Annotated in this window: 30 protein-coding genes; 14 read left to right on the forward strand and 16 right to left on the reverse strand. The window is 62.8% G+C overall.

Going from position 1 to position 21,430, the window contains the following annotated elements; all coding sequences use genetic code 11:
- Nucleotides 1-192 precede the first annotated feature (192 nt).
- Nucleotides 193-564 (reverse strand): hypothetical protein, encoded by a 372-nt coding sequence (locus MF134_RS19890; RefSeq protein WP_009209162.1) that lies wholly within the window; start codon nt 562-564, stop codon nt 193-195.
- Nucleotides 561-701 (reverse strand): hypothetical protein, encoded by a 141-nt coding sequence (locus tag MF134_RS19895; RefSeq protein ID WP_255341182.1) that lies wholly within the window; start codon nt 699-701, stop codon nt 561-563. The genes MF134_RS19890 and MF134_RS19895 overlap by 4 nt, the downstream gene beginning before the upstream one ends.
- Nucleotides 702-829: 128 nt before the next feature.
- On the opposite strand from MF134_RS19895, the gene MF134_RS19900 reads away from it, so the two are divergent.
- Nucleotides 830-970: a hypothetical protein gene (locus tag MF134_RS19900; protein ID WP_154653361.1), complete on the forward strand. Its 141-nt coding sequence runs from the start codon at nt 830-832 to the stop codon at nt 968-970.
- Nucleotides 971-1,049: 79 nt separating this feature from the next.
- On the opposite strand, the gene MF134_RS19905 is transcribed toward MF134_RS19900, so the two are convergent.
- Nucleotides 1,050-1,346, reverse strand: coding sequence for a hypothetical protein (locus MF134_RS19905; protein WP_148233768.1), 297 nt, complete (start codon nt 1,344-1,346; stop codon nt 1,050-1,052).
- A 242-nt stretch (nt 1,347-1,588) separates the two neighbouring features.
- Between MF134_RS19905 and MF134_RS19910 the strand changes: the two genes are divergently transcribed.
- Together MF134_RS19910 and MF134_RS19915 are read left to right on the forward strand one after the other, a co-directional pair.
- Nucleotides 1,589-1,945: a hypothetical protein gene (locus MF134_RS19910; RefSeq protein WP_148233767.1), complete on the forward strand. Its 357-nt coding sequence runs from the start codon at nt 1,589-1,591 to the stop codon at nt 1,943-1,945.
- A 425-nt stretch (nt 1,946-2,370) separates the two neighbouring features.
- Nucleotides 2,371-2,556 (forward strand): hypothetical protein, encoded by a 186-nt coding sequence (locus MF134_RS19915; protein WP_024352275.1) that lies wholly within the window; start codon nt 2,371-2,373, stop codon nt 2,554-2,556.
- A 63-nt stretch (nt 2,557-2,619) separates the two neighbouring features.
- Here the strand turns inward: MF134_RS19915 and MF134_RS19920 are convergent, their stop codons facing one another.
- On the reverse strand, nt 2,620-2,982 hold the full coding sequence (locus MF134_RS19920) for a hypothetical protein (protein WP_060576944.1): 363 nt from the start codon (nt 2,980-2,982) through the stop codon (nt 2,620-2,622).
- Nucleotides 2,982-3,674, reverse strand: a complete 693-nt coding sequence (locus tag MF134_RS19925) for a hypothetical protein (RefSeq protein WP_024352273.1) — start codon at nt 3,672-3,674, stop codon at nt 2,982-2,984. The genes MF134_RS19920 and MF134_RS19925 overlap by 1 nt, the downstream gene beginning before the upstream one ends.
- Nucleotides 3,675-3,952: 278 nt before the next feature.
- Between MF134_RS19925 and MF134_RS19930 the strand changes: the two genes are divergently transcribed.
- Complete coding sequence (locus MF134_RS19930) at nt 3,953-4,555, forward strand: hypothetical protein (RefSeq protein WP_024352272.1); 603 nt, start codon at nt 3,953-3,955, stop codon at nt 4,553-4,555.
- 124 nt (nt 4,556-4,679) lie between these two features.
- Entirely contained in the window at nt 4,680-4,910 is a 231-nt protein-coding gene (locus MF134_RS19935) for a hypothetical protein (protein ID WP_148233766.1), read from the forward strand.
- 804 nt (nt 4,911-5,714) lie between these two features.
- Here MF134_RS19935 and MF134_RS19940 read toward each other — a convergent pair.
- From MF134_RS19940 to MF134_RS19950, 3 genes are read right to left on the reverse strand one after another with little or no spacing between them, the layout of a single operon-like run.
- Entirely contained in the window at nt 5,715-6,497 is a 783-nt protein-coding gene (locus MF134_RS19940) for a ZIP family metal transporter (protein WP_009209156.1), read from the reverse strand.
- Nucleotides 6,494-7,291: a thioredoxin domain-containing protein gene (locus MF134_RS19945; RefSeq protein WP_255341183.1), complete on the reverse strand. Its 798-nt coding sequence runs from the start codon at nt 7,289-7,291 to the stop codon at nt 6,494-6,496. Before MF134_RS19945 ends, MF134_RS19940 begins: the two co-directional genes overlap by 4 nt.
- Complete coding sequence (locus tag MF134_RS19950; protein WP_255341184.1) at nt 7,173-7,580, reverse strand: disulfide bond formation protein B; 408 nt, start codon at nt 7,578-7,580, stop codon at nt 7,173-7,175. Before MF134_RS19950 ends, MF134_RS19945 begins: the two co-directional genes overlap by 119 nt.
- Nucleotides 7,581-7,880: 300 nt before the next feature.
- Here MF134_RS19950 and MF134_RS19955 point away from each other — a divergent pair, with 300 nt between their 5' ends.
- The 3 genes from MF134_RS19955 to MF134_RS19965 all read left to right on the forward strand — a co-directional run bounded on the left by MF134_RS19955 (nt 7,881) and on the right by MF134_RS19965 (nt 9,783).
- Nucleotides 7,881-8,309 (forward strand): MerR family transcriptional regulator, encoded by a 429-nt coding sequence (locus MF134_RS19955; RefSeq protein WP_009209153.1) that lies wholly within the window; start codon nt 7,881-7,883, stop codon nt 8,307-8,309.
- A gap of 1 nt (nt 8,310) precedes the next feature.
- A complete protein-coding gene (locus tag MF134_RS19960; protein ID WP_009209152.1) occupies nt 8,311-8,637 on the forward strand; it encodes a YnfA family protein in 327 nt (108 codons plus the stop codon).
- 204 nt (nt 8,638-8,841) lie between these two features.
- Nucleotides 8,842-9,783: a cation diffusion facilitator family transporter gene (locus MF134_RS19965; RefSeq protein WP_024352270.1), complete on the forward strand. Its 942-nt coding sequence runs from the start codon at nt 8,842-8,844 to the stop codon at nt 9,781-9,783.
- A 1,325-nt stretch (nt 9,784-11,108) separates the two neighbouring features.
- On the opposite strand, the gene MF134_RS19970 is transcribed toward MF134_RS19965, so the two are convergent.
- Both MF134_RS19970 and MF134_RS19975 read right to left on the reverse strand, forming a co-directional pair.
- Entirely contained in the window at nt 11,109-11,624 is a 516-nt protein-coding gene (locus MF134_RS19970) for a cytochrome-c oxidase (RefSeq protein ID WP_148233765.1), read from the reverse strand.
- A 469-nt stretch (nt 11,625-12,093) separates the two neighbouring features.
- Nucleotides 12,094-12,414, reverse strand: a complete 321-nt coding sequence (locus MF134_RS19975) for a hypothetical protein (RefSeq protein WP_050767471.1) — start codon at nt 12,412-12,414, stop codon at nt 12,094-12,096.
- A gap of 108 nt (nt 12,415-12,522) precedes the next feature.
- On the opposite strand from MF134_RS19975, the gene MF134_RS19980 reads away from it, so the two are divergent.
- Complete coding sequence (locus tag MF134_RS19980) at nt 12,523-12,702, forward strand: hypothetical protein (RefSeq protein WP_192844236.1); 180 nt, start codon at nt 12,523-12,525, stop codon at nt 12,700-12,702.
- A 105-nt stretch (nt 12,703-12,807) separates the two neighbouring features.
- On the opposite strand, the gene MF134_RS19985 is transcribed toward MF134_RS19980, so the two are convergent.
- From MF134_RS19985 to MF134_RS20010, 6 genes are all read right to left on the reverse strand, one after another.
- Nucleotides 12,808-13,296: a c-type cytochrome gene (locus tag MF134_RS19985; protein WP_009209148.1), complete on the reverse strand. Its 489-nt coding sequence runs from the start codon at nt 13,294-13,296 to the stop codon at nt 12,808-12,810.
- On the reverse strand, nt 13,293-13,424 hold the full coding sequence (locus MF134_RS19990) for a hypothetical protein (RefSeq protein WP_255341185.1): 132 nt from the start codon (nt 13,422-13,424) through the stop codon (nt 13,293-13,295). The genes MF134_RS19985 and MF134_RS19990 overlap by 4 nt, the downstream gene beginning before the upstream one ends.
- 4 nt (nt 13,425-13,428) lie before the next feature.
- Nucleotides 13,429-13,932 (reverse strand): DUF411 domain-containing protein, encoded by a 504-nt coding sequence (locus MF134_RS19995; RefSeq protein ID WP_024352265.1) that lies wholly within the window; start codon nt 13,930-13,932, stop codon nt 13,429-13,431.
- An 11-nt stretch (nt 13,933-13,943) separates the two neighbouring features.
- Nucleotides 13,944-14,501, reverse strand: a complete 558-nt coding sequence (locus MF134_RS20000; RefSeq protein WP_255341186.1) for a WD40/YVTN/BNR-like repeat-containing protein — start codon at nt 14,499-14,501, stop codon at nt 13,944-13,946.
- Between the two features lie 562 nt (nt 14,502-15,063).
- Nucleotides 15,064-15,408, reverse strand: a complete 345-nt coding sequence (locus tag MF134_RS20005) for a hypothetical protein (protein ID WP_009209146.1) — start codon at nt 15,406-15,408, stop codon at nt 15,064-15,066.
- 166 nt (nt 15,409-15,574) lie between these two features.
- On the reverse strand, nt 15,575-16,378 hold the full coding sequence (locus tag MF134_RS20010; RefSeq protein WP_255341187.1) for a ZIP family metal transporter: 804 nt from the start codon (nt 16,376-16,378) through the stop codon (nt 15,575-15,577).
- Between the two features lie 373 nt (nt 16,379-16,751).
- On the opposite strand from MF134_RS20010, the gene MF134_RS20015 reads away from it, so the two are divergent.
- The 5 genes from MF134_RS20015 to MF134_RS20035 are packed head-to-tail and all read left to right on the forward strand — an operon-like array spanning nt 16,752 to nt 21,120.
- Entirely contained in the window at nt 16,752-18,926 is a 2,175-nt protein-coding gene (locus tag MF134_RS20015; protein WP_009209144.1) for a heavy metal translocating P-type ATPase, read from the forward strand.
- Nucleotides 18,923-19,522 (forward strand): methyltransferase family protein, encoded by a 600-nt coding sequence (locus tag MF134_RS20020; protein WP_024352263.1) that lies wholly within the window; start codon nt 18,923-18,925, stop codon nt 19,520-19,522. The genes MF134_RS20015 and MF134_RS20020 overlap by 4 nt, the downstream gene beginning before the upstream one ends.
- Before the next feature lie 25 nt (nt 19,523-19,547).
- On the forward strand, nt 19,548-20,021 hold the full coding sequence (locus MF134_RS20025) for a DUF411 domain-containing protein (protein ID WP_024352262.1): 474 nt from the start codon (nt 19,548-19,550) through the stop codon (nt 20,019-20,021).
- On the forward strand, nt 20,018-20,503 hold the full coding sequence (locus MF134_RS20030) for a copper chaperone PCu(A)C (protein ID WP_009209142.1): 486 nt from the start codon (nt 20,018-20,020) through the stop codon (nt 20,501-20,503). Before MF134_RS20025 ends, MF134_RS20030 begins: the two co-directional genes overlap by 4 nt.
- Nucleotides 20,500-21,120, forward strand: a complete 621-nt coding sequence (locus MF134_RS20035) for an SCO family protein (RefSeq protein ID WP_009209141.1) — start codon at nt 20,500-20,502, stop codon at nt 21,118-21,120. The genes MF134_RS20030 and MF134_RS20035 overlap by 4 nt, the downstream gene beginning before the upstream one ends.
- Nucleotides 21,121-21,430 lie beyond the last annotated feature (310 nt).

Raw genomic sequence — 21,430 nt, forward strand, 5'->3', positions numbered from 1 at the left:
CTCAAATGCACCGTAGACCTTCCAGTCCCCGCCGCGGTGCTCAGGCCGCACTCGAGAGGCCGACACCCGGCGATACCTGCACGCGATCGACAAAACGGAGGGCGGGCATCCTCGAACTTTCAGGATGGACCGGATCCACAATAGCCAGAGACTTTGAGGTGTAGGGTCGCTGACCCATGCGAGCGTCGGCTATCATGCCCTCAACATTTTCAACGTCTCGCCGAAGATGACCCACCGCACGTCGTCGAACTTGGCGAACTCGGCCCACAGCTCTCGCGACCAGGACGCGGGATCGCGCAGGAACCGTTCGTAGTCGTCCCGTGCGGCGTGGGCGTCGACGGGGTTCGAGACGACGGTCCCGCGCGCGCCGCCCTTGCTATAGAACTCCCCCTCGACGCGCTCGGGCGACGCTGTGAGCGATACGGCCCAGTTCTCGTCGTCCGCGCCCGGCGGGTCGTAGATCTCGACACGGCACACGCCGTCGACGACGGAGAGCTGTTGGCATAAGATGTCGGCGGTCCTCGCCATTATGATGGCCTCCAGTTCGGCGTCGGTCCGGGTCATTGAATCAGTTCTGCAAATTCCGCGAGGTCAGTCAGCGCGCGCCCGCGCAGCCGGGCCGCCAAGCGGTCGACGGCGATCTCCGGCTGCGTCATGCGCAGACGGCGGCGGAGGGCGCTGTAGCGGTCGGTGGCGGTCATGGTTTGCCCCCTCGTTCGTTCGGCGCTTCAGGCGTTGACCAACAGTGCCGATCCCACGTCTCGTCCGCACGCGCTCGTGCTTGTCTCCGTCATCCTGCGTTGGAGCCCTGCATCCAGGAATCTCACCGATGACCAAGAAAGCGCGATGGCTGGTGGACCATCCGGCGTCGGCAGCCGACGTGGCGACCACATTCGAGGCTTCTTCAGCCAAGGGCTCGAACGCTATAGACTTGGCACCGCCGTCTATTGATGCCGATCTTGTAGCATAGAGGCCCCGGCATCACTGCGGGACCTCCGGTATTGAGCCCTAGACCTGCTCATGTTCGGTCAGCTCCGTTGGCGCGAGGCTCATCCGCAGACGTCGAATGAACCGTCCTTACAGTCGATGAAGCGACGCGAGCTCGGGTCGGCGATGAACGCCTCTAACGTGTCGATGTGATCGGACCACTCCGCTGGGATGTGTCGAAGGTGGAGCGTTCGACCATCCGCAAAGCTGATGCTCATTGCGTCCGAATAGCTGCTTCGGTCGCGGTTGATTTCATAGGTCGCGCCCGCTGCTTTCACCGCTTTGCGGAATTCTGCGGCTGGATTTTCGCGAACTACTTTTGATTCAGCGGTATTAACCGCCTTAGATCGAACTGCCATGCTTCAGTATCCTCGAAGTACGCCGCCTCTTGATTGAGACAACTCCAATATCTCATGACTCTGCTTCAATGTCAAACTGGAAAATCTTCAAGCCATTGATTTTGATGGTTTTTTAGGAAGGATCGCACCTGTAAGTGTTTGATTTAGATGATCCCGAGAATTTATCCTGCGGCTGATCAGGAAGGTGGCGTCTTGTGCATACGCCGCCGCCGAATCCACCTCGACATGGAAGTGTAGGCACCGTGAAGGGTGCACGCTCGCCGCTGCGCAAGAGCAGCTACTTTTCGAGCTTTCTCGAGCCGCGCCGAACAGCGGAAACGGCACTGGTCCGGTGCCGTGACCCCAGTTCGGTGCCCGCCGATTGGGCGACGATCCAAGGATCCGTCATCTCGTTCGAGTCTTGCATGCTGGCCGTTGAGGCGGCGCACGGCTTCGACGTGATCCTCGAGCGCGCCCATCCGGTATGCTGTTGCGACGGCAGTTTACGGATGGCGCTTCATGGCACGCCGGATGCTGACACGTTCCGCGCGGCGATGAGTTCGTTCAACCCGTGCCCTTTGCTACAGCCGGCGGCCAGGATGAATGGGGCGGCTCCATGAGCTACAGTGGAGGGAGCGAAGGCGGAAGCGACGCACGCCGCTCTCAATGCCTTTTGTCCACCTCTTCGATCTCCGCGACCTTCTTGCTCACGTGGTCCATGAAGTCGCCTTCAAGGACGGCGAACTTGCCGTTCTTCCGAAGGTCAGCGGCGACGATACAAACCCGGCCGCGCTCGACGCATTCCCTGACGATCTCGTACTCGAGGTCATCGGGGTCGGCGATGTTGTGGGCTTACGAAGGCGTCGCCGCATGACCGCCGCCCTCGCTTGGTTGCGCCCCCGCCGGCCGCTGGCTCGCGGCCGCCGGGGCCGGCGCACTGGTAGACCTCGGCATCCTTGCCCGCGTGTACGGCGCCGGGCGGCGAGCCGAGGAGTCTCGGGTAGCGCCAGCCTCCTCGACGCGCTGTGTGAAAGGAACCGGATCGATGAACAAGTTGACCGTCTCGATAATCGCGCCGCTCGCGACGAGCTGCCTCGCTGGGTGCGCGACGACGGGTAGCCCGTCCGGCTGCGACGGGTGGCAGGCGATCCGGCCGACGGCGGACGACCATGTGCGGCAGGTGCTGGAGCACAACAGGTTCGGTATCGTGCGCTGCGGGTGGCGGGCCTGAAACGAAGAGGCCTCGGCAGTGGTGCCGGGGCCTTTGTCGTGATCGTCTTGGCGTCGAGCGACCCTATTCGGGTCGGAGAGCCTCGAGGTCATACTCCTCGCCTTCCATGCAGTGGAAGAGCAAGTCGTTCGCCGCCTGCCACCGGAGGCCTTCGCGGGGCGCGCCGCTGAAGGTTTCGGATCCTTCCCAGTTGAGCTGGACCCATTCGGACAAGTGGTCGTGGTCCCGGAACGGCTCGTCCGAGCGCTCGAGGACCAACTCGAAGAGCCAGTCCTCGTTCTCCGCGAGCCAGTCTGCCAGCAAGTCGAGCCGCTCGTTCTCTACCTCGCGCTCGCGGTCGGGGAAGTCGCGCACCTCGGCACCTCCGCTGGTCCGCGCGTTCCCCTCGGCGCGCAGCTTGGGGTTCAGCTTCACGACCTCGGCCATCATTCGTGCTCCGCCCCGAACTCCGGCATGTCACCAAGGAGGCGCTGAACACTGCTGTCGTGCGCCCCCATCCAACCATCGAGCACGTCTCCGAGCTGGAGGCGGGTGAGCCCCAAGATCGGCATGCGCGTGCACACTACGGTTTCGAGGTGGTGTTCGAGGATCAATTCGCGCAGTTCGTGCATCATCATCGTGCAGGGCTCCTCCGGCGTGCCGGCCTTCTCGAGCACCTCGAAGACGAGACGGTAGCCGTGCTGCTCGAGGTAACCGACCAGCTTCTCCTCGAGGAGTTCCACCGGGTCGATGCGGGCGTTGAATCGCTCCGCGAATGCCGCGTCTCGGGCCAGCGCGGAGATCAGGAACGCCATCCCATCCCGGCGGCGGAAGCAGGCGCCCGTCGACTTGACCAAGTCGAGTAGGTGCGGACCGAAGTCGGTCTGCGTACATACCCACACCGCAGCGCCGCGAAGGACGAAGCATTGGCGGGTCGGGTCCTCGGGGTCGGGGAAGATCTCCGGCGCCCCGCCGAACAGGGCCGGGTTGGTCGCGAACTGCTCGCGGACCGTCAGTGCGATGATTGCGACCTTCGCGAAGTCGGCCGGGACTCCGCCGTCGGAGTAAACGATCCCGAAATTCTTCTGGGTCGCGTTCAGGTCGTCGAGGCTGATGATGCTGTTGTCGTTGTCGGACATGCCGATCCTCCGTTGCGGCACCCGTTCGGGTCGGTGCCAGACACCCTCATGCTCGGCAGCCACACGCCGCCTATGCGGCGGGCCGCGACGGTGGCGGCAGTGCTGGAGATGAGGGTGACGGAGGGGATCATCGGACGTCCATTGATGTGGGACGGGATACATCCCAGGAGTCGGGCGGCGCGTCGAGCCCGTCCTCGAAATGCGGTTCGCAGAGGCTCAATTCGCCGCTTGCAATTTTAGCCACCATCCTTCGGTGCACTTAGAGGGAGGACACCCGCATGCTCGCAGCCATCGCCGCCGCACTCCGCGCCGCCGCTTCCAGCCTCGCCGCCGCCGGCCGCTGGTGCTGGACCGCACTCGACTGGCTGGCGTCCATACCCGGCCGGATGCTCGGCGGTGGAGGCGGCTCCCTCCCCATGCCGCCCGAGCCCGCACCGGCGCCGGACACCGCGAAGGACATCGCGGCGCTGGTCGCCAAGCGCGGTCGCGCCCGCGAACTCCCTGGCTTGCTTCCGTCCGTCCTCGAGCCACGCCCCGATGGAACGGACCCGGTGTCCGCGATCGTTCACGCCTACGCCCGCGCTTCGGCGACGGACCGCCGGCAGGTCGACCTGTCGGCGCTGTCGCCGGACCAGGTGAGCTGGCTCCTCCGGCTCCGGCCGCACGACCTCAATCGCCTTGCGGCAGCCGGCGGCCTCGTCTGCGGGCGGCTGGCGCGGGGGATGGGCGGCGGCGCTCTGGGTGTCGAACCGTGTCGGCGTCGGGAAGCGGAGCCGTCGGCCGAGGAGTTGGCCGGACGAAAGGAGCCGTCGGCGATCGAGTCTTTCACTGATCGGGTGCGGCACCGGAAGGCGGGTGGGCCTCGACTGGTGATGGAATGACGCTTGCGGGGGCGGCTCAAAGATGGGACGCCCCTTTCTGTTTCAGGGCACCGCGCAGGTGGCTGGCAACCCGGCGAAGGCCGGAGTACGGAGGCCTGCGGCGGTCCTTCCTCTGGCGAGGCCGATGCTCATCACGGCCAGCTTCCCACTCGGCCTGTTCGTGGACTTGTGGTGGCTGCCGGCGTTTCGGCGGCGTCGTGGGCGAGATGGCCATCTCGCCAGCTCTCCGACCTACCGGAGGCAGCTTGCGGAGGTGCCGGGCGCGAAGGCGGCCGCTGTTGTGGCGACCGGGATGCTGACTGCACTGTGCGTCGGCGCGTTCTTCGCGAGGCGCCTGTGGCAGCGGCATTTTTGAGGCGGTCGGCGCGCGCCGGCCCGTCAGTCTGCTACCCCCCGCGCCTCGTGCCCGGTCTGTTCATGTCCTTCCGCAGTGCGACCGCGTCCCGCAGTGCGTCTCGAGCACGACCTGAGGAGTGGTCGGAACGCCGGGCGAGTTCTTCCGGCGTGTGGCCCGGTGTTCCAAAAGGTACGTCGACAGCCACTTCTCGTATCCGAGGCTCGTCACCGCCTCCTTCCGGATGTAAGCCGCGGGCCATTCCGCTTGCCGGGTCAACTCGACAGCCTTCCCCTCCTCGCGGCGGACACGATCCTGCTCGTCAGCAGATCGCTGATTACTGCTTACTGATATTTTCTCGCATTGTGGCCAAACTCAATCTTCTGACCGCCAGTGGACGAATAGACATCCTAAGAAAATTCGGGAATTATTACTCGAACTCCGCAGAAATTATTAGACTCATTCGTTACGATCTCTTGAATCGAGGTAGCCTTTTCCGGCGATTATCGCGATTACTGCCGAACCCATAAACAATATTGCGTAAACAAAATTTAAATACCCGTCTCCTATGGAAATTGACATTCCAGCGATCATTAGAGCCAAGTAACCCAGACCCATTGCTCCAAAAAACGCGATCATGGCATATACTACAGCTATCGCCATAACCCCAAGAGTTCCAATCCTCAACAATTTACATTCCTTTCATATAATCAAATAATAATATTAACCAGATTCTGCACGATTTACATAGATATACGATACCAATCACATATAGCTCGCCGAATTTTCGGTATTTCACAATGAATTGCTGTTATGAGAGGATGTCTAACCAAGCCAGACATCCAGAAACAGCATGAGGACGAAACCGATGGACAGGCCCAGAGTTGCCTTGTCCTGATGCCCCCTACGGTGCGTCTCAGGTATGATCTCGTGACTGATCACATAGAGCATCGCGCCCGCGGCGAAGGCTAACCCCCAAGGCAGAAGCGGCTGCGAAAACGTAATGATACCCGCGCCGAGCAGACCGCCGATCGGTTCCACCAGCCCAGTCAGTGCGGCGATGCCCCAAGCACGACGCTTTGAATACCCCTCCCCCAGAAGCGACACGGCCACAGCAAGACCCTCGGGGGCGTTTTGCAACCCGATCCCGATGGCCAAAGGCAATCCGTCCTTCAGCCCGCCTGATCCGAAGCCAACGCCGACAGCAAGACCCTCCGGGAAATTGTGGATTGTGATCGCGATGATGAAGAGCCAGACGCGCCTGAGCGAGGCGGCCTCGGGCCCTTCGCGCCCCACGCTAAAGTGCTCATGCGGCAGCTTCTCATTCATCAGTGCAACGGCGCCCATGCCGAGCAGGATTGCCAGGCAGACGATAGCAGCCGGTGCCGCCTCGTTGTCGAATTGCAACTCAGCAGCGTCGAGCGCAGGAATGATCAGCGAGAAGAACGAGGCGGCCAGCATCACCCCCGCCGCGAACCCGAGCGAGAGATCTCGCGTTCCTTGCGAAGGAAGTCGTCCAAAGAGCACCGGAACGGCACCGAAGGCGGTCAGGGATCCGGCAGCAAGGCTGCCCAAAAATCCGAGAGCTATCGGGGAAAATTCAGTCACGAGCCACTTGCGGCTACCTCTTCGGCCACTCTCGTCCTCAGTTCCGCTTTTCCGAACGGCGCGAGCGGCCTCCCATTTACGAAGAATGTCGGAGTCTGGCTTACACCCATGGTTTCCACATCGGCGCGATCCTGGTTCAGGATTGCCGTTGTCTGAGGCGCCTGCATTTGTGTTCGAGCGGCATCGGCATCGAGTCCCGCACTTGCAGCGATCTGCAGGACCAGCCCTGGCTCAGGAGCTCCATGCGAGGCCCATTGCGGCTGCTCGCGCATGATGGCTTGAAGCACCGGTTCGAAGACGCCCTGCATCCTCGCCGCCTCAAGGACGCGGATGGCTTCTTCGGACCCCTCGCCATGGAACGGTGTGTAGCGTAGGACCACGCGCACCGCCGCGCCATGCTCGGCTATAATCTGCTTCACAGTCGGGTAGAAGGCGCGGCAAGCCTCGCAGGCGGGATCAAAGAACTCGACAATAGTGACCGGTGCTTGCTCCGGTCCAAGGATCGGCGAATACGGTCGCAACAATGCCTCAGCCTGCTCAGGCGGGAGGGTCCCCGTGGCAGTGGCGGTGATGGCCGCGGGGCGCGTAGCGAACCACGAGGCCGCAGCGAAGACCGCAAGGCCCACGACAAGAATGGACAGAATCAATGGTCGGCGGGTCATGAACGCGGTTCCTTCAAAGAGAGAATCGATAAGCTCGCCGTGAGAATGAAGGCCAGAAGCGACAGAAGCGGGATGGGGACGCCAAGGATTGCCTGGTTGTCGTCGGTGCAGGAAGGTCCCGTCGCGGTGCATGGCTGGACGGGCTCCGGGATGATGCCCGCGTAGAGGCCGATATGCCAAAGCGCGACCATCCCCCCCCGAGGCTGAGCGCTACACCGTAGCGCCCGACGCGGGCATCCTGCCACCAGAGGCCAAGGCCTAGGACGATTGGTAGCGGAAACATAAAGGCACGCTGATACCAGCACAGCAGGCAGGGCATCCGGCCCAGCACCTCGCCGATGAACAGCACCGAGAGCGACGCCACAACCGTTACAACCCATGCGGCAGTCAACGCTGCTTCGCCAGTCACTCTCGTTGTCATGCGTCTATGTACCCTCTCAACTCAGCGAGCGCCTCCCCAGCGGGAATTCCCGTCCGGGCCAGCAGCATGAAGAACGCGTGCTCCGAGACGCCCGCACACGATTTCCGGAAGGGTGTCAGTTTCAATACAATCGGCCTGACCGCGATTCTCGGTTCATTGCGTTCCTACATCCTCAAGCTACTGGAGGTTCAAGCTGCTTTCCTGAGACCCACGATGGTTTCACGTGCCTGTGACTCGGGAGCTCCCCTTGCCGATCCGCGCAGCAGTATCTACCAAGACTGGAACATTGCGGAGACGCGGATGCTGACTATTGGCGCTCTTGCCAGGAAGACTGGGTCGAAGGTGCAAACGATCCGCTACTACGAGCAGATCGGGCTGATGCCCGAACCGGGCCGAACCGAGGGCGGACAGCGGCGCTACGGCGACGCCGAACTCGACCGGTTGTCCTTCATCCGTCATGCTCGACAGCTCGGCTTCAGACTGGAAGCGATCCGCGAACTCCTGAATCTGAGCGATCAGCCAGATAAGCCGTGCCAGGAAGCCGACTCCATTGCGAGACGGCAGTTGAAGCAGGTGGAGCAGCGTCTCGCGCGGCTGGAAGCCTTGCGTACGGAACTCGAACGCATGGTGCATGAATGTAGCGGTGGCCGAACAGCCGATTGCCGCGTGCTGGAGGTACTGCGCGACCATTCTGAATGCCTGACCGACCACAACGAGATCGGCGCCTAGAATGCCCGCGGCACTCGTCTATCCGCTTGCCGCGCTGGCCGAGATCGCCGGCTGCTTTGCCATCTGGGCATGGTGGCGCCTTGATGCATCTGCCCTTTGGCTCGCGCCGGGTGTGGTCGCTCTTGTGGCGTTCGGCTGGCTTCTCGCACAGGTCGATACCATCGCAGCGGGACGAGCCTTCGCCGCCTATGGCGGGGTCTATATCGCGGCCTCGGTCCTCTGGATGTGGCTCGCCGAAGCACATCGCCCCGACAGATGGGATGTGCTCGGTACCACAGTCTGCCTACTCGGCGCAGCGATCATACTCGCCGCCCCGCGTGGCGCCTGAATCTTTCCTCTTGAAGCTACAGTTGCTGGAGCGATTACACGTCTCGTCGACCGATTCTTCGGCTGATGTTGGTGCACCGCTCCATCCGCACGATGCGCCAATGCACCTATGGCACACGGGTGATAGGCCGCAAATCCTTGGACTGCGTCCGCGGACCGTTATGGGCGTCGATTCTTCAGCACTATGGGCCAAAGGGAACATCCGATGCCGCACGATCATGGACATGCGCATATCGACCCGGATTCCGGCGACCGCCGGGTCTCGATTGCAATCTGGGCCAACGCTTTACTGACAGTCGCCCAGATTTTTGGAGGCATCCTGTCCGGCAGCCTCGCGCTGGTCGCCGACGCACTGCACAATTTCTCCGACATGGCGTCGCTGGCAATTGCTTTTGCCGCACGCAAGATCGCACGGAGGCCGGCGGATGCACGTATGACCTTCGGCTATGGCCGGATCGAAATCGTTGCGGCGCTTATCAACTACACCACGCTGATCCTCGTCGGCTTCTACCTGATCTACGAGGGCGGCATGCGGATGATCGATCCCCCCGAGGTCGCGGGCTGGACGGTGGTCATCCTGGGCGGCGTGGCACTTGTGGTCGACACGTTAACGGCTTTGCTCACGTACTCCATGCAGAAAGGCAGCGTGAATATCCGCGCGCTCTTCCTCCATAATCTCTCGGACGCACTGGCATCGCTTGCCGTCATCATCGGCGGTACGCTCATCATTCTCTACGACATGCGCTGGGTTGATCCGGCCATCACGATCGGCATCGCGCTCTACATCCTCTATCTCGCTTTCACCGAGATTGGAGGCCCGATCCGGACCCTGATGCTGGGCAGCCCGCCGGACATCGACAACGACTCCGTTGTCGATGCGTTACGCGGAGTCGACGGTGTCGCGGACATCCATCATGCCCATTTTTGGCAGATGGAGGAGCATGTTGCCGCTCTCGACACCCATGTGGTGATAGAGAAGAAAGCCTGGGATCGCCTCGAAGACATCAAGCAAGCCATCAAGCGGATGCTCGAAAGCGAGTTCGGCATCACCCATTCAACGCTCGAGTTCGAGCGAGAGGACCAGTCGCATTGCAGCGCAGATCTGTATGGCCACGACGCCCGTCCTAGCCGGCAAGAGGATGATTGAGACCGGCCGCACCGAGTTCCAGAGTCTGCTTCTCCTTGCCGAAAACTCGGCCCAGCAAAAGTGATTTCTGACGAGCGCCGGACAGCGTTGGGAGGCAGATGTAAACGGACACCTCAACCCGGCTCTGGCGAATAATCCCACCTCCAGTCGTGGCTCCACAGCGCGATTCCATGATGGTTGGTGTCAGATCCACGAGGCAGTGTGCGCACGGAGGCTCGGTTTTCGACGGGTCAGAATCGGAACTGCGCACCGGGGAATTTGTCGGACGGGCTTCGGTCACTGAAATGAATCCGCAGCCTTGGCGGCTCGGAAGCATACTGCTTACGGCTCGGAAGAAGACAGCTTCTCAATCGTCCTCCCGCTCTGCGCCGTCTCCTCTCCTGTAGCCGCACCCGGATAAATGACTCAGTGAATCGACTAAGTCTCTGTTTATATTGATTTAAGGTGCGCCACTGCGACTAGGTCTTTGACTCTGTCGGCGCGGAACCTGACTCGATCCGAAAGGAGTGCGCGAAAGGTTGACTCGGCACGGGTCAGAGGTCACTAAGCGAAGGCGAAGCAGTCCACGAGGCGCCTTCGGAGTGCCGACGAACTCCCTCGGCCGCTCAGGAACGATGTTTCAGATCCCGCTGAGGAAATTCAGGTCCAAGACCTGGCTCTCGTGCAGGTCGCGCGCCGTGAGTTGGTCGAGGGTGCCGATCCTTAAGACGTCCCTCGACCCAGGAGTACCCCTCCGGAAGGGCGACGGGGTCGAGCTGGGCATTCAGCTCCGCAGCCAACTCCTTTTCTGTGGCGGGAAGTTCGCCGTCCTCGAGGACCGCGAACAGCAGGACTTCAACAGCCCCCGCCTCCCAATGCGGGTACGCCGTGACGCGGAGCATCCGGATTGATCGATAGATGCGGCCGAGTTCCGAATCCTTCTCGTGCTTCGAAACGATGCGGCTGCGCCACCTGGATAGTGCGCGTACGAAGGCGTCCGGGTAGACGAAGCGCCCGTGCTTGCGCTCAAGCGCGCTTCCGAACCCGGCCCGCCCCTCGTCAGTCCGGAAACCTTCCTGCCGCGTCCAGCTCCAGACCACGGCCCACGGTCATCATGCGGCCGAGGTCGACAACAACCTCGGTCGACGGTGGGTTCTCGAGAAGCACAGACCGGAGTCCTGCCGGACGCCGCCTCCTTCATGAACGCCTCGGACGCGGGAACGAGCGGAGAGAAGGTAGGTGGGAGAACTCCCACAAAAGGTTCGCAAGGGCCGCGAATACGAGATAACGGCGCAGCGCGACCAGCCAGTTTCGCCGCTCCGCAACATGTGACATCGGCGCCGCGATCATTGAAACGCTCGAAGGATGCTGTCGAGCCAGCCGCTCTCCGGCGGTGGCGTGTTCGTCAATGCGTTGATGTAGACAATCAGGTTCGTGCGGGCGAATTCCGCGCCGTGGAAGATGGCGGCATGGCGTCCACCGCGGTCGATGACATGGATCATTGGCGCGTAGGTCGTACGCGCGGACAGGGCTGCGAAGGACGCCGCCGCCTTGGCGGCGCCATCACCCACCGTGACGGGCAGCCAGTTCGATCTGTCCAAGTCTGCGACAGAGGCGACACCCACCGTGAGGAAGGTGACCCGATCGCGCATCGACGTGATGTTCACCCCCTCTTGCACCGCGCGCAAAAGCGCCTGCTGCGCAATGCAAGGCGAACCGCAGACCGCGGGTGCGAAGCTGACCACGAGTATCTTGTCCTGAAGCCCGTCCAGACGCACCGTCGATCCGTCGGCAGCGGTCCCATTCAGCGGTGGCGCAAGGCGTCCATCGGAATGCTCGAAGGCGGGCTCCCGCTCGGCCATGAGTTCGTCGATCGGGGCGTCGGAACTATGCGCGGAAGCGCTTCCAATGGGCGCGAGCATCAACGCCAGGATGAGAACGATACGTTCCGCTATCCGCCCTCCAAGCCGTCGGCGGACTGCCACCGGCTGTGACCTTCCCGGTGAGCGCCGCGACGCGCCTGCGAGAGACCGTGTTCTCTCGCTCCGACTGGTTGGTTCGTCAACTGATCCGGGATCAGGCGTGATACCGAGAACTCCCGAGCTTTGACGTGGGCGGTTTGGCCCGGTTGCGCCGTCTCGTCGGTGACGGGCCTGACTGATAGTCCGCGCTGCGCACCCTCGCCTGGGAAGCGCAGCGCCAATACCGAGCGCGCCGATATCCGTCAGCGCCCGCAGTCGTAGGCGAGGCAGGGAGAGGTAGGCTGATTTCATCGGGTCTCTTTCAGCGGGGAGACGCAGGCCCGAATGTCGGTGCGGGCCTGCGCGACTATTAGCCGTCGTTTTTCGGGACGGCGTGGTGAGGCTGGGCGGCCATTGCCTGCATCATCTCGGTGCAGGCCTCCATCATCGGGCGCATCTGCTGCATCATCTGCATCATGCCTTGCATGCCTTGCATGCCCTGCATGCCGGACTCCTCACCGCCCATCATGCCTTGCATGCCGGACATGTCGCCGCCCTGCATGTCACTGCCCTTCATGGTGTCGCCCTGCATCATCTTCTCAGGCGCGGCATCCTCCTGCGCGAAGGTCACGGGTGCGGCAATGATGGCCGCGAACGCGATCGCAAGGCCAAGTCTGGTGTTCGTTTTCATGGTCGTTACCTCAGTTGGGTTTGGTTTCAGTCCCTGGTCGTACCCGGCACGTCGGTCGGGCTCCTGTCTGCGTCACAGCTTTTGCTCTTGCACATGACGCAGTATCCGGTGGCGCACATCACAGCGCAGGGGGCGAGCGCCAGGATCAACGGTGCGGCCCCGATCGCCGTGAGCCAGCCCCAGTTCAACGCCATCCCCGCGCTGGTGATCGCCATCGTGGCGATCACCAGCCCCCTGCGGCCCAGCGGCATGCGAAACCCAGCGGAGCGCGGCCTCGGGGCCGGATGAGATGTGTCGGTCAAGTTCAGTTCCTTCCGTTTGCGATGATGTTTCCGAACAGCGCGATGCCCTCCGCGCTGTCCCGCTGCCAAGGATCTCGAGCGACAGCCGTGTTCACGAGTCACCCTCGTCGTTCGCTGTGACGTCGGCCTGAAACGTGCGCTGCCGCTCCGGCCAAGTGCTCTTGATGAAGGCGAGCACTGTCCGGATCTGTTCGTCCGTCAGCACGTCTTTGAAGGCGGGCATGTCGCTGTCGTAGCCCGGCACGACCCCACCAACGCCCAGCCTTGTAATGATGAAGAGCTGCCGATCCGCGTGGTGCCAGGTGTGCCCGGTCTCGTCATGCGGCGGCGCCGGCATTCGGCCGTTATCGAGCCGCCGCATCCAGTCGGTTTGACCCTCCAGATTGTCGCCATGGCAAGACGCGCAGTTCGCGGCGTAAAGGTCCTGCCCAAGAGCGATCTCCTCCGCCGTGACCGGCTCGCCCAGGAAGGTGACGTCCTGCGCAGCCGCCTCGCCGCCGCGCTGCTCCGCCAGCACGGCGGCGACCACGAAAGCCGTCGCCGCAGCACCGGTGGCGAGGACGACTGCCATTGTCTTCATTTCTGCCCCCGGACGTATTTCGCCAGCGCCACGACGCCAAGGACCAGAACCGACACGACGAGCAAGAGCACAAGCCCGCCGCCGGCCATCATCAGGCCCATCATCGGCCCGCCCATCATTCCGCCCATGCACTCACTCATCGGAGTAGACGGAGATTCCGCCCTCGCCGAAGGCATACGTCTTCAACGTGCCGGTCTTCTCCGGTGCCATTCCGGGGGCATTGCCCGGCATGCCAGGGAGCGTGATACCGGCGATCTTCGGACGCTCCGTCACCAGGCGCTCGATGATCTCCGCCGGCACGAGGCCGCTGACGTAGTAGCCGTCGATCTCGGCGAGATGGCAGCCGATCCCGTCCTGCGGCACGCCGACCTCGACCGAGCGCCGATCGAAACCCGGATCGTCGACGCGGGTGACATGATAGCCCTTGCTTTCGAGGTACTCGGCGTAGGTGTCGCAGCACCCGCAGTTGGGGTCCCGCCAGATCGTGACCTGCCTGGACGGCATGGTCTGTTCCGTGGGGGCGGCATCAGCGGTGGTCGCCCGGCTTGCATCCTGCGCCGAGGACAAGGTGCCGAAGGCAATACCTCCAGCGACCGCGAGGGCCGCAATCGAGGTGATGGCAAAAGCTTTCTTCATGATAAAATCCTTCAGGATGCCGCAAGCGCGGACCAGGTGATGCCGCGGTCGCGGCTCTGTTTCAGGCCGCCATCCAGAGCGGCGACGATGTGTTCAGGATCGATCGGGTTCACCGCCACGGCGGAGGCGTCACCCGACGTCAAACGGGACCAGACGACGCCGGCGTCCTTTGAATTCCAGACACCCGACGGCAGCGCGGCGTAGAGGGTCTCCGGGGCGGTATGTACGCTGACCAGCGCACGGACCGGCTCGCCCGACGGCAGCGGCGCTTCGGGAGGCGGTGCATCGCCGGCTACCAGAGCGTCCATCGCGTTGCCGGGCTGAACGTCCTGCCAACGGCAGAAGCAATCCGGCACGCGCGTGATCCCGGTGTCGGTGCCCGCGTAGATCCAGATCCCGCCCATGCCGGTCGCGAGATCGACCGAGGCAAGCGAGCGAAGATCACGCTCCGCATCATCGAGCCACGGACGGTCCATCGCGAGGCTCCAGTTCCTGCCGGCATCCTCGCTTTTCCAGAGGCCGTCACTGCGGATCGCGGCGTACATCATGTCGGGCTGGCCAGCCGCCATGATGACCGTGTCGACGGCCCCTTCGCCGTTTCCGACAGCACGATCTTTCCATGTGCGTCCTCCATCCTGCGAGATGGCAACCCGGCCGGAAGCGAGCCCGGCGACGATGCGGCCTGGCCGTTCGGGATGCGTTGCCAGCGCAAGGATGCCATCGGGCCCGGACAAGGTGCTTCGCGTGCGTCCCCCGTCGTCGCTGCGACTGAGCGTTGCTCCTGCGACGAGCAGCGCCTTCCCGTCGAATGCGAGAACCACGGCCGGGAACGATGCCGACATGGCCGGGCGTAACGCGACCGGAAGCGCCAGAAGTCCGACTGCGGTCAAGGAAGCAGACAGAAATCCGCGTCGGGTCTGATGGAGGAAGCCCTGCGGGCTCCCGGAGGCGGACATGGTGGCGCCCGAAGGCGCCGGGTCGGGATTTCGAGCCATTGTTCAACTGTCACTGATCGATTGGTCGTCTGCCGAAAAGCCGGAAATAATCCGGCATCGGTCACCACCGTGCTTCGGCGCCAACGCACCGATAGTCACGGAAAGACGCCCCGACGCGATAGCGCCGGGCGTCAGATCAGATGAGAGTTCGAGGGGGCTGCTCTGTCGGAGGGCACGTCAGGCCACAATGGTCGTCAGTTACCGCCGGGTCCAATAGACCGCCCGTCGGCTGAACGAACCGATCGCCGTGCGGTCCGAGGACGGCCGCAAGACTGCCTGAGCCGCAAAGGAAATCGCAGGCGAGGCCCATACCGCCAACTTCGGGACCATCACAGGCCTCGCAGTCCGCCATGTCCATGGATGCGACGTCGATGGCCACCATGTCGGCGGCCATCTTTGCCGAGCCAGCCGCATGCGCAACCGAACTCGCCGCGAATGCGGCGAGGAGTGCGACAAATATCAGGCGGGCGATGAACTGCATGAGCGTAGGCTATTCCTCGTTCTGTCCAATTGCCAGCGCGGCACATGGGCGATCTGTCCTGAAGCCAGACCGGATCATGGCGAGCAGACCATCTGATCTCCTGGACATCCCACGGCTAGCGTCACGATGGTCCATTACCATCGCAGTGAACAGATGGGGCTTCCCCTCACTGGAAGGTCAAGAGCGACAAGAGGCTATTTTGATAGCCTTCGGCAAAGGCCGCCGCATCAGGCATCGTTTGGGTTTGCTGTCCTGCGAAAATACGAGCGTCGATAGGTTCGCTTGCGCGGGCTTCGCCACCCGTCACGGTTTCCAACCCGGCTGACACAAGCGTGAAAAGGGTGAAGCCCCCCACGAAAGCAAGCACGGATCCCCGGTCGTCCTCGCGCGCCTCGTGCGCCTCTTCCAGCATATCCTCGACGGCTGCCACGGTCAGCAAGCCGGCAACGAAGACAAGGGCTGCCATCTTCACGCTCTCTCCCGCACCTCGCAGTATGAAGAATGCGACGAGGGCGGACCCGACACAAAACAGGATGAACGACGCCGAAAGAAGCAGCCGACGCCGTCGGGGCACCCCCTTGTCCCGGAAGTTGGCCATCGCGGCGTAGCCTTCCGGGACATCGGCCAATACCTGGCCGAACGCCAGAACCATCGCAAGGTTGCTGGATACGGCCGAGCCCGTTCCGAGCATCATGCCGTCGCTGGTGAGATCCACCGCGACGGCGACGTAGATCATCCACATCCCCGTTCGGTTCCCGCGGCTGCCATCCTTCTGAAGTCCCTCCACGAGGGCCTCGATCATGACATAGGAGACGCCGCCCGCCGCGAAGGCTGCCGCGAGCCACCAGCCGGCCAGAACGTCTACGGCCTCGGGGATTAGTTCGACCGCGACGATCGCGATGACGATTCCGGAAGCGGCATGCAGCGCCCAGTTCAGTAGTCGGGAAGACGGCTTCCAGAACTCTGCCACGAGCGCCCCGGCGAAATTTCCCGCTCCCGGCAGGAGAGACAGGAAGAAGACCTGCCAGAAACTACTCATGCCGCGTCCCCTGAGCTGTCGTGTTGGCGATGGTGCGATGGCAGATAATGAACTTCTGTTGCTCTCATCAGGCTTTCCTGCCCTGCGCTCAACGATCCGAAGGCTTGAATGAACCTAGCTCCGGGCGACAGAATCGGAAGGGTTCGGCGGGCCAAAGCGGGGGCCTCATCCTGTCATTCAAGGCGCCTTTGATGCACACCGGGATGGTCGGCTGATATCTTGTGAAACATTTCTACGATCAGGGGCTTGCTCCTCTAGCCGCTGGAGGTTGTAGCCATCCGGTGGCAGAAGATGGGACCCACCGATGGCGGCAGAACTCCAGCAGACACGCTACCGCGTCAGCGGCATGGATTGTGCCTCGTGCGCGTCGAAGATCGACAAGGCTGTGCGACGTCTGGAAGGCGTCGGAGACGTAGCCGTGTCGGTCGCGGCCGGCACGATGACGGTGGCACACGAGAAGGCGCTCACTCCGGCAGCAATCATCCGCCAGGTAAAGAACCTCGGTTACGGAATCGGAGAAGTTAGCCGCGGCGTCCGAGGAACCGGCAATGCGGCGGCTCCCACTGATGGCGAGAATCCGAACCATCATTCGCATGCCCACGAGCATGCTGGCGATGAAGCGTGGTGGAGAACGCCCAAGGCGGTTCTGACGCTGACGTGCGGCCTCGCATTGGCAATTGCCTATCTGGCGGGCGTGGCTTTTCCAGCGTTTGAGAGCTGGGCCTTCCTGCTAGCACTCGCCGTTGGCCTCGTTCCGATCGCAAGGCGCGCCGCCGCAGCAGCTCGCTACGGCTCGCCGTTTTCCATCGAGATGCTGATGACGATTGCCGCCGTCGGCGCGGTGATCATCGGCGCGACGGAAGAAGCAGCGGCCGTGGTCCTCCTGTTTCTGATCGGCGAGATGCTGGAGGGCGTGGCCGCCGGTCGGGCACGGAAGAATATTCAGGGCCTGACGGACCTCGTGCCGAAGACGGCGCTTCTGGTGCGGGACGGCGAGACGGTCGCGGTAGCCGCCGACGGACTGGCCGTCGGCTCCATAATTCTGGTGCGCCCCGGCGATCGCGTTGCGGCGGACGGCGTCATCGCCGAGGGAGCCGGCGAGGTCGACGAAGCGCCCGTGACAGGAGAGAGCGTACCAAAGCGCAAGAGCGTCGGCGACACGGTGTTCGCGGGCACGATCAATGCAAGCGGTGTGCTGCGGATCAAGGTCACTGCCGCCGCTTCCGACAATACCATCGCGCGTGTGGTGCGGCTGGTGGAGGAGGCCCAGGAGGCAAAGGCCCCAACCGAGAGGTTCATCGACCGGTTCTCCCGTTACTACACCCCTGGCGTCCTGGTATTCGCGGCGCTGACGGCGATCCTGCCTCCGCTCCTTTTCGCCGAGCCTTGGAACGACTGGATCTACAAGGGTCTGGCCATCCTCTTGATCGGCTGCCCCTGCGCGCTCGTCATCTCGACCCCTGCGGCCATCGCTGCCGGAATGTCCGCCGGTGCCCGCCGAGGTCTCCTCATGAAGGGCGGTGCGGTACTGGAGAACCTCGGCAGAGTGACCGCTGTCGCGCTCGACAAGACCGGGACAATCACGATGGGAAAGCCCGAGGTCACCGACGTGATCGCGATCGGCCGAGCGGAGCGGGACATACTTTCCTTGGCCGCGTCGCTGGAACAGGGATCAAGCCACCCGCTGGCTATGGCAATTCTGCAGGAGGCAAAGGCCAGGAAGGCGCCGCTCCCGCCGGCGTTCGACGCCGAAGCCATTCCGGGCGAAGGGATCGCCGGCAGCGTCGGCGGCGAACGGGTATTCCTCGGCTCTCCCCTGGCTGCAGGTCGGCGCACGCAGATCTGCGAGAACGTTAGCACCAAGATCACCGTTCTCAACGACGCGGGCAAGACCGTCTCCGTCCTTCTGGCCGGTAACACGGTTGCAGGTCTGATCGCCATGCGGGACGAGCCCCGCCCCGATGCCGCATCGGGGCTCAGGGCCCTGCGCGGTCGAGGCGTCCTGATCATGATGCTGACGGGCGACAACCGACGGACAGGAGACGCCGTAGCGAAGAGCCTGGGGATCCGGGCGCGGTCGGAATTGCTGCCGCAGGACAAGCAGCAGGCGGTGCGAGACCTCCAGGCGGAGGGCCATTTCGTTGCCAAGGTCGGCGACGGCATCAACGATGCCCCCGCCCTGGCTGCCGCAGACATAGGCATCGCCATGGGTGGAGGGACCGACGTGGCTCTGGAAACAGCGGACGCCGCGGTCCTGCATGGCCGGGTTCAGGACATTCCGGACATGATTGCCTTGTCGCGATCCGCAATGCGCAACATTCATCAGAACATCGCGATCGCGCTTGGCCTCAAGGCGGTGTTCCTGGTGACGACTTTACTCGGCGTGACGGGCCTCTGGCCAGCTATCCTGGCAGATACAGGAGCAACGGTACTGGTGACAGCCAACGCCATGCGACTGCTCGGCTGGAGGCCGCAATGATCAACGTGACCGAGCAAGTCCTCCGCCTCGGGCCTCTCATCGTTCTCCTGACAACCTGCTTCTGGCTGATGATTGCAACCAGCCGAACGTCGTCCATGATCGACGGCAAGGCTTACGGCTTCGCCGGAAACTCACGCCAGCAGGTCGCACAGGGATTGTTCCGCCTGAGTGTCATCGGCGCCCTTGGCGCGCTGATCGGATACGCCGCAGAGATAAGGTGGCCGATCCTGCGTCCGGTCGGCAAGCTCGAATGGCTGCACGCAGTCGGATTGGCGTTGGCGCTGGCAGGCCAGTTCCTGACGGTTTTTGCACAGTCCAGCATGGGAAGACGTTGGCGTGTGGGAGTTCCCTCCGCCGCGCCGGACGCACTGGTCACGCAGGGTTCATTTGGGGTCTCACGCAACCCGGTGTTCCTCGGCATGCTCGCAATGGCCCTAGGCCTGGCACTGGCGGTTCCGTCGATCGCGATGATCGTTTGCGCCACCGCCTTCTGGCTGGCCTGCGAGATTCAGGTCCGGGATGAGGAGCGGTTCCTCGAAAGTGCCTTCACAGACCAATACGTCGCTTACCGGTCCCGGGTGCGACGATGGTTCTAATCCGTGTCAAATCAAGGAGAGCAAGATGCGTAGTTTTGGGAACACGCTCGCGACGGCTGCGGCAGGCTTACTCATGATGTCGTCCGTCGCATCGGCGACAGGCGAATCGGTGGAGGTCTTTTCCACATCTGGCTGCGGCTGCTGCATCGGCTGGATTAAACACATGGAGGGCGCCGGGTTCGAAGTGACGAACGACAACCTCGCGATGGCTGATCTGTATGCTCGAAAAATGAAGGCCGGACTGAAGCAGGATCAGACTTCCTGCCACACCGGTTTTGTCGAAGGATATGTCATCGAGGGGCATGTTCCGGCCGCCTCTGTGGCGCGCCTCCTTAAAGAGCGACCGGATGCGATCGGCCTCGCCGTGCCCGGAATGCCGGTGGGGTCTCCCGGCATGGGCGAAAGCGGCGAACCGTACGACGTACTTCTCGTGCAGACTGACGGATCTGCAACCGTCTACGACACCTACCCGCAGTCCAAGGATGTTCCAGTACAATGAGGTTTCCGACATCGATCGTCCTCGTCCTCACCCTGACCGGAGCTGCGGCCGCGCACGAAGTAACGGCCGGGGACCTGGTCATCGGTCATCCCTGGTCGCGCGCAACGCCTGCAACAGCCAAGACCGGCGTGGGATATCTGACAGTCACGAACAACGGCAGCGAGCCGGATCGGCTGATTGGCGGTTCCGCGGACGTCTCGGCAGGATTCAGGTTGCACACCTCCAAAATTGTCGACGGAGTCGCACGGATGCGCCCGCTCGAGGGTGGGCTCCCAATCGCTCCGGGCGAAACCATCTCACTAAAGCCAGGCGCCACCCACGTGATGTTGACGGGCATGAAGAAGCCGATTCTGGAAGCCGAGCCCTTCGCAGGAACTCTCGTGTTCGAGAAGGCGGGTTCCGTGCCGGTCGAGTTCACAGTCGAAGGCTTCGGCGGACGCCCTGCGGAAGCGTCAGATAGCCATCTGGAGAAACGACAGTGAGCCCGAAAACCCTTCGCAGAACGTTGTGGGGCGCCGTCGTCGTCCTGTGCCTGTTCGTGGGCGCGACTGCTGGCGTCACCATCATGCGCGCTTCGGGTCAGGCTCCCCTCCCCGGAGAAGCGTCATCCGGTATCGCCAACATTGGCGGCGAGTTTTCTCTTGTCGACCACGAAGGGCGACGCCGTGAATGGCGTGACTTTCGGGGTGAGCCGGTAGCGCTGTTCTTCGGCTTCACGAATTGTCCGGATATCTGTCCGACGACCCTTGGTGAACTCTCGGTGCTGCTGGACGATCTTGGTCCCCAAGGCGACGATCTTCAGGTACTCTTGATCAGCGGCGATCCGGAGCGGGATACGCCGGAGCGGCTCAACGAATACCTAAAGTCGTTTGATCCGCAGATTGTTGGTCTGACCGGCACAGAGGCAGAAGTTGACGAGGCATTCTCGGCTTTCAAGGCCTACCGCGCACTCGTTCCGCTGGAGAACGGCGAATACACGGTCGATCATTCCGCCGGGGTCTACCTATTTGATCGCGACGGAAGCTTTTACGGCACATTGGACATCCACGAGTCGCCAGAGGTCCAGCGGCAAAAAGTTGAGCGCCTGTTGGCTAGCTGAGAGATGCCGAAGCGGCGCTCAAGCTGACTCGAGCAAAAAGCTGCTGCCGACGCCACCCACAAGCAGCCAACGAACCGGCCTTTCGCAAAAATCTGGAAATCGAAACATGCCCCAGCCCGCGCGAATGCGCTCATTGCGGCACAGGGGTGAAAAGAGGCCGCACCGAGGATGAAAGCGTTCCGCATTGGATTGGCTTCTCGGTGTCGTGCCCGAGCCCAATCCGGCGGCGCTCCATATCGGGAACGATCACGAACACCCGTCAACGCCGTTCTCGCGCGGCGCTGGCGGGTCACCGGACATCGGGAACAGG

The organism is Jiella marina (assembly GCF_024359545.1).
Classification (GTDB): Bacteria; Pseudomonadota; Alphaproteobacteria; order Rhizobiales; family Rhizobiaceae; genus Jiella.

Bases quoted from the DNA above. Each gene is read 5' to 3' on its own strand.
- MF134_RS19895 (WP_255341182.1), bottom strand. From the start codon at position 701: ATGACCGCCACCGACCGCTACAGCGCCCTCCGCCGCCGTCTGCGCATG.
- MF134_RS19965 (WP_024352270.1), top strand. From the start codon at position 8,842: ATGCCGCACGATCATGGACATGCGCATATCGACCCGGATTCCGGCGAC.
- MF134_RS19905 (WP_148233768.1), bottom strand. From the start codon at position 1,346: ATGGCAGTTCGATCTAAGGCGGTTAATACCGCTGAATCAAAAGTAGTT.
- MF134_RS19990 (WP_255341185.1), bottom strand. From the start codon at position 13,424: ATGGGCGGAATGATGGGCGGGCCGATGATGGGCCTGATGATGGCCGGC.
- MF134_RS19925 (WP_024352273.1), bottom strand. From the start codon at position 3,674: ATGTCCGACAACGACAACAGCATCATCAGCCTCGACGACCTGAACGCG.
- MF134_RS20015 (WP_009209144.1), top strand. From the start codon at position 16,752: ATGGCGGCAGAACTCCAGCAGACACGCTACCGCGTCAGCGGCATGGAT.
- MF134_RS20030 (WP_009209142.1), top strand. From the start codon at position 20,018: ATGAGGTTTCCGACATCGATCGTCCTCGTCCTCACCCTGACCGGAGCT.
- MF134_RS20005 (WP_009209146.1), bottom strand. From the start codon at position 15,408: ATGCAGTTCATCGCCCGCCTGATATTTGTCGCACTCCTCGCCGCATTC.
- MF134_RS19985 (WP_009209148.1), bottom strand. From the start codon at position 13,296: ATGAAGACAATGGCAGTCGTCCTCGCCACCGGTGCTGCGGCGACGGCT.
- MF134_RS19945 (WP_255341183.1), bottom strand. From the start codon at position 7,291: ATGCACCGCGACGGGACCTTCCTGCACCGACGACAACCAGGCAATCCT.
- MF134_RS19930 (WP_024352272.1), top strand. From the start codon at position 3,953: ATGCTCGCAGCCATCGCCGCCGCACTCCGCGCCGCCGCTTCCAGCCTC.
- MF134_RS19920 (WP_060576944.1), bottom strand. From the start codon at position 2,982: ATGGCCGAGGTCGTGAAGCTGAACCCCAAGCTGCGCGCCGAGGGGAAC.
- MF134_RS19960 (WP_009209152.1), top strand. From the start codon at position 8,311: ATGCCCGCGGCACTCGTCTATCCGCTTGCCGCGCTGGCCGAGATCGCC.
- MF134_RS19950 (WP_255341184.1), bottom strand. From the start codon at position 7,580: ATGACAACGAGAGTGACTGGCGAAGCAGCGTTGACTGCCGCATGGGTT.
- MF134_RS20020 (WP_024352263.1), top strand. From the start codon at position 18,923: ATGATCAACGTGACCGAGCAAGTCCTCCGCCTCGGGCCTCTCATCGTT.
- MF134_RS19890 (WP_009209162.1), bottom strand. From the start codon at position 564: ATGACCCGGACCGACGCCGAACTGGAGGCCATCATAATGGCGAGGACC.
- MF134_RS19955 (WP_009209153.1), top strand. From the start codon at position 7,881: ATGCTGACTATTGGCGCTCTTGCCAGGAAGACTGGGTCGAAGGTGCAA.
- MF134_RS19970 (WP_148233765.1), bottom strand. From the start codon at position 11,624: ATGGCCGAGCGGGAGCCCGCCTTCGAGCATTCCGATGGACGCCTTGCG.
- MF134_RS19900 (WP_154653361.1), top strand. From the start codon at position 830: ATGACCAAGAAAGCGCGATGGCTGGTGGACCATCCGGCGTCGGCAGCC.
- MF134_RS19915 (WP_024352275.1), top strand. From the start codon at position 2,371: ATGAACAAGTTGACCGTCTCGATAATCGCGCCGCTCGCGACGAGCTGC.
- MF134_RS19975 (WP_050767471.1), bottom strand. From the start codon at position 12,414: ATGAAAACGAACACCAGACTTGGCCTTGCGATCGCGTTCGCGGCCATC.
- MF134_RS19995 (WP_024352265.1), bottom strand. From the start codon at position 13,932: ATGAAGAAAGCTTTTGCCATCACCTCGATTGCGGCCCTCGCGGTCGCT.
- MF134_RS19935 (WP_148233766.1), top strand. From the start codon at position 4,680: ATGCTCATCACGGCCAGCTTCCCACTCGGCCTGTTCGTGGACTTGTGG.
- MF134_RS20025 (WP_024352262.1), top strand. From the start codon at position 19,548: ATGCGTAGTTTTGGGAACACGCTCGCGACGGCTGCGGCAGGCTTACTC.
- MF134_RS20000 (WP_255341186.1), bottom strand. From the start codon at position 14,501: ATGGCGGCTGGCCAGCCCGACATGATGTACGCCGCGATCCGCAGTGAC.